The sequence below is a fragment of the Sulfitobacter sp. genome (assembly GCF_036961165.1).
Taxonomy (GTDB): Bacteria; Pseudomonadota; Alphaproteobacteria; order Rhodobacterales; family Rhodobacteraceae; genus Sulfitobacter.
Window position 1 is genome coordinate 1 of the sequence record NZ_JBALVJ010000145.1, and the last position, 4,675, is coordinate 4,675.

A 4,675-nucleotide genomic window follows, 5' to 3' on the forward strand; every position below is an offset into this window, starting at 1 on the left:
CGTTTCAATGCATGTGTTGCGTCGATCAGTTGAGACCGCCACGCAAAGCGGACCTCTGTGTAGATCGCAGCGAAGGTACGCTTCCGCCCTGCTTGTCGCGCACTTGGCATTCGACTTGAATGGCCCTGAGCCGCAGCTCGTTAACAACTTGCATCGCTGCGGTGCAGCACGTGAAACCTGCCATTTACTGTGCGTGCGACAACTTGGCGGTATCAAATAATCACAGTGCGAGGCCCCTCGAACTTGTCCGCAGGCACGCAGATATTCCGGCGCATGGTCCTGGGCGACAACATGTGGCATGTTGAAATTATGAAAGAACTGCACCAAACGATCAGGTTGCTCTACGCCGGACAAAGCCAACGCGCCCGGCGGTTTCGCTATGGACTGATCTTTTTCGATGCGCTGACCATCGTCTATTTCATTACTACCGCAGCGCTGCCCGCGACACCGGTTACGGCCGCGCTGAACATCTCGCTCGGTCTGCTCATACTTCTGGACCTTGCGGCCCAATTCTGGATTTCCGATAACCTGCGCCGGGAGCTGACCCGCATCTACACTCTGGCGGATCTGCTCGTCGTGGCGTCCTTGCTGCTTGCGCCGCTTCTCACCGCAAACGTAGCCTTCCTGCGCGTGCTACGCGGCCTGCGGCTGATTCACTCCTATCACCTGCTCCGTGATCTCCGCCGCGATAGCCTGTTCTTCCGCCGCCACGAAGACGCCATTCTCGCTGCCATCAACCTGTTCGTCTTCATCTTCGTGACCACGTCGCTCGTCTTCGTGCTGGCCTTCGATGACGAGGCTGGCATCGCCGGCTATGTCGACGCGCTCTATTTCACGGTGGCGACGCTAACGACCACGGGCTTCGGCGATATCACCATGACGACGACCGGCGGAAAGCTGTTGTCAGTGTTCATCATGGTCGTGGGCGTGGCGCTCTTCTTGCAATTGGCGCGCACCATCTTCCAGCCATCCAAGATCAACCATAAATGCCCAGAATGTGGCCTGAACCGGCACGAACCGGATGCGATTCACTGCAAGCATTGTGGCGAGCTGTTGAAGATCGAGACGGAGGGCGACACTGGCCCATGAACGCGACAACGTGTTTCGATCATTGCCCGTCATTGCCCTCATTCGAAGCACGCGAGCGTTCCAAAAAGCAGAGCAGAAAACAATAAATCCCAAGTCCGCACTGCTCCGAGGAATGGCGGACACACTCAAAAAAATTTGGCGGTTCCTGCCCATAAGAGACATTCGCGTGTCGATATGATGCCGCGGCGTAGCTTTTGTATTGCTGACGGCCGTCGATCTTAAAGCAATTTATCCACCAAAACGTCTTTCATCGGACGCTGCGGCCATTGTTTCCCTGTTCTATTCAGTTCCGAGTTTTGACTATTTCCGCAGTATCAGGACAGCCGCTACCGTTCGGCTGTCGAATTATCTTGCGCTTGTCCATCTAAAGGCCTCTTCCATCAAGAAAGCTGGACACGGGTACTTTTCACAACGGGTAATGCTCAATGACTTCGATAGTGTCATCGTCTACCCTGCCTTCTGGCATGTCAAAGATGGAAATTGCAGTGAAAAATTGGTACCCGATAAAATTCGAGCCAGACGTCGAACGTGCCTATGCCCTGCAACTGCTGCAAAAGTTTATTCCGCTTGGCAGGTTGGCATCAGCCATCGGCCTTGTTGCATTTATCGGCTATGGGTTTTGGGATCTGATGTTGGACCCCGATGCGCTGAGCAAAACTGGTCCGCTTCGCGCTGCGGCAGTACTCCACTTCGCGATATGTATCAGTGTTTCATTCCTGCCGATCATACGCACCAGTCCAAGGTTATGGACGTATTTCATGATGTACACGTACCTTGGTGTGGCGATTTTGTTCCCTTTGATATTAGCGCAATTGCCTGACGGGTTTGTCGCAGGCGTGGGCGGACTTTTGACTGGAATGATATTCGTTCCGGCGATTACCAACGGTGTGCGTCAGGCCTCAATCATTCTGGGCGCATATCTTTTTGCCGCGCTTCTCACGATTACTCTGGCGGGCGGTACATCCTTTGAGGTTGTGAATGCGGTGGCCTGGACCAGTGGTGGCGTCGGATTTGCGATAGGTTTTGCCTATCTTTTGGACGTCATCAATCGGCGCGCCTATCATTTAGAACGCCTACTTGAAGAAGAAAAGCGCCGGTCCGAGACATTGCTGCTCAATATCCTGCCCGCAGACATTGCCGTGAGGCTGAAGGCACAAGAGGAACCCCTAGCTGACACACATGACTGCGTGTCTGTCCTCTTTGCAGATCTTGCTGGCTTTACCGACATCTCGCGGAAAATGTCGGCGAATGAGCTGGTAAACTTGCTGAACGATCTGTTTTCGCGGTTTGATGCCCTTGCGGCAGAACACGGTGCAGAAAAGATCAAAACCATTGGCGACGCCTATATGGTCGCAACGGGTCTGCAGGGCAGCGTCGCGGACCACGCCGAAAAAATTGCCGACCTTGCGTTGGGGATGCAGCAGGCCTTCGGCGAATTTCGCAAGGACAACAATGTTGATCTGAAGATGCGGATAGGCGTGCATTCCGGAGCCGTCATCGCGGGTGTTATCGGCAAGCAGAAGTTCTCCTACGATCTATGGGGAAACACCGTCAACGTTGCCAGTCGGATGGAATCCGAAGGTATTCCAGATCAAATCCAGATGTCCGCCGAGACGTGGCAACTGCTGTCTAACCGCTATCAGTCAACGCCACGCGGTGAAATCCAGATCAAGGGGCACCGACCCAGAGCAACCTATATGCTTGATGGCTTGAAGGAAAAGTTGGTTTAACTGTACGCTGCCGCCGCGACACAGCCCTCCACCGCCAAAAGAACACTCGATCAGCCGATATTTGAATATCGGGTCTCGCTGTTGGCACAATCTCAACTTGCACAAGCAGCGAAGGTAGGCATTCCGCCCTTGGATCCGGGCGCAGTAAACAGCCCATAGCTGCCATTCATACCTGTTGCAGCGAAAGGCAGGTCTGAGCCCTAACTTACCGTCTTGCCGCTATGCAGCTAACGTCCGCTATGTGCAGCAGGACTTACCTTCTTGAAACGGTGGACATGGCACCGTTGCATAGGAACAATATACGCAGCAGTCACCTTCCAGTGGCTTCAATAATGTTTGGCAGGACTTGCACTCGTAAAACCACTGGCAGGCATCTGTCGGCATGGTTTCGATCTCAACGTGTCCACATGACGGGCAGGTCAGAGTCGATTCCAGAGTTACTTTTGTTTCTTCTGTCGCCATATCGCGTACCCCGTCAGTATGAGAAACCCAGCCAAGATCGGCAATAAAACAGCGTCATTGTAAACGACACCAAGTAGTCCAGTCAGACCAAGCGCTGTCAGGGCAATCGGCAATAGCGGTGTGAAGCAGCAGAGAACGGCCAGTATCGTACCGCTCACTCCAAGCGCCAGTAGTTTATTCTTCAACTTGTTAACCTCCATAAATCCCACATGAAAGACTGCGCCGAACCCTCCCAAAAAGGCGACGATAGAGCGACCAAGAATGCGACCGTGGCGACTACCGTCCAAATGGCGGTGGATCGCTTGGGTGCAGTGCAAGGTTTTGGGTGCATCACACGATACCAAGCCCACACGAGCGCAAGGGCAACCACGATGAGGATGAAGCCGCGATAAGCGAGAAAGGTCCAAGCATCGTGAGCCATGACCCACCAAGGCCAATGATCGAATGTCCAATAGGCAACACACAACATGAGGCCGATAGCAGCGCCAGTAGTGCCCCGAAAGGCATCACAAGCCAAACCGCCAAGCCCGTTTCTGTCACTGTTTCTTGATTTGCATGCATATCCATTTTCAACTTGTACTTCCTGTAGCCACTACAGGAGCAAGAGAAATGATAGCAATCGGGCAGGCCTCACAGCAAAGTGGGGTGAACATAGAAACCATCCGTTACTACGAACGCGTAGGCGTTGTTCCTAAGCCAGGAAGGTCCACCGCAGGGCGACGGCTCTATTCAGTCGATGAAATTGCAAAGCTACGATTTGTGAAACGGTGTCGCGATTTAGGTTTTCCGATACCGATTATTCAAACTTTCCTTTCATTCACCGGACAAGAAGATCGCTCCTGTGGCGAGGTGGAAACACTGGCGGAAGATCATTTGGCCCAGATTGATGCTAAGATTGAAAATCTTGCGCGATTGCGGGAAGCGCTCTTGAACCTTTCCAAGAATTGCGACGATGGAACAGCGGCCTGTCCAATGCTTGATTCACTGATGAGAGATGGCTTTGGTGAGGCCGTTGCACAGAAAAGCTGACATTGGCATCAGCCTTCTCAACGGCAGGAAAGTCCGGCGATTTCAAAGGGTCGACGCAACACTTTAATCTTTAGCCAAAGATGGAGTGATCAAAATGAAGTGTCGTCGCCGCGTATTTTTCACGGACAAGCAGAAGTCGGAGATTTGGGACAGATGGCAGCGCGGAGAGTCGATGAGCTCGATTGGTCGGGTGTTTGATCGGGGGTCATCGTCAATTTACCCGCTCCTTGCGCGCACGGGCGGCATCCGTCCACCAGATCGCGTTCGGTCTCGCCTCGCGCTTACCTTGATCGATCGGGAAGAGATATCCAGAGGTCTGCGGGCACAGATGTCCTTGCGGTCTATCGCTCGAAGCTTGAAGCGAT

6 protein-coding genes are annotated in these 4,675 nt (G+C 53.3%); 4 read left to right on the forward strand and 2 right to left on the reverse strand.

All coding sequences use genetic code 11. From position 1 onward, the window contains the following. Positions 1-273 precede the first annotated feature (273 nt). Together V7730_RS22155 and V7730_RS22160 are read left to right on the forward strand one after the other, a co-directional pair. Complete coding sequence (locus V7730_RS22155) at positions 274-1,089, forward strand: ion channel (RefSeq protein WP_335749728.1); 816 nt, start codon at positions 274-276, stop codon at positions 1,087-1,089. 485 nt (positions 1,090-1,574) lie between these two features. Next, positions 1,575-2,819 (forward strand): adenylate/guanylate cyclase domain-containing protein, encoded by a 1,245-nt coding sequence (locus V7730_RS22160; RefSeq protein WP_335749729.1) that lies wholly within the window; start codon positions 1,575-1,577, stop codon positions 2,817-2,819. A gap of 237 nt (positions 2,820-3,056) precedes the next feature. On the opposite strand, the gene V7730_RS22165 is transcribed toward V7730_RS22160, so the two are convergent. Together V7730_RS22165 and merF are read right to left on the reverse strand one after the other, a co-directional pair. Further along, on the reverse strand, positions 3,057-3,281 hold the full coding sequence (locus V7730_RS22165) for a GDCCVxC domain-containing (seleno)protein (protein WP_335749730.1): 225 nt from the start codon (positions 3,279-3,281) through the stop codon (positions 3,057-3,059). Further along, complete coding sequence (gene merF, locus V7730_RS22170; protein WP_335749733.1) at positions 3,257-3,481, reverse strand: mercury resistance system transport protein MerF; 225 nt, start codon at positions 3,479-3,481, stop codon at positions 3,257-3,259. Before merF ends, V7730_RS22165 begins: the two co-directional genes overlap by 25 nt. A gap of 409 nt (positions 3,482-3,890) precedes the next feature. Here merF and V7730_RS22175 point away from each other — a divergent pair, with 409 nt between their 5' ends. Beyond that, positions 3,891-4,310, forward strand: coding sequence for a MerR family transcriptional regulator (locus V7730_RS22175; RefSeq protein ID WP_335749731.1), 420 nt, complete (start codon positions 3,891-3,893; stop codon positions 4,308-4,310). A 94-nt stretch (positions 4,311-4,404) separates the two neighbouring features. Continuing rightward, on the forward strand, positions 4,405-4,675 hold a 271-nt coding region (locus tag V7730_RS22180), incomplete at its 3' end, for a helix-turn-helix domain-containing protein (RefSeq protein WP_443070271.1).

What these genes read in the sequence shown, in the direction of transcription:
- merF (WP_335749733.1), bottom strand. Translation starts at nt 3,481, where the DNA reads ATGGAGGTTAACAAGTTGAAGAATAAACTACTGGCGCTTGGAGTGAGC.
- V7730_RS22155 (WP_335749728.1), top strand. Translation starts at nt 274, where the DNA reads ATGGTCCTGGGCGACAACATGTGGCATGTTGAAATTATGAAAGAACTG.
- V7730_RS22175 (WP_335749731.1), top strand. Translation starts at nt 3,891, where the DNA reads ATGATAGCAATCGGGCAGGCCTCACAGCAAAGTGGGGTGAACATAGAA.
- V7730_RS22165 (WP_335749730.1), bottom strand. Translation starts at nt 3,281, where the DNA reads ATGGCGACAGAAGAAACAAAAGTAACTCTGGAATCGACTCTGACCTGC.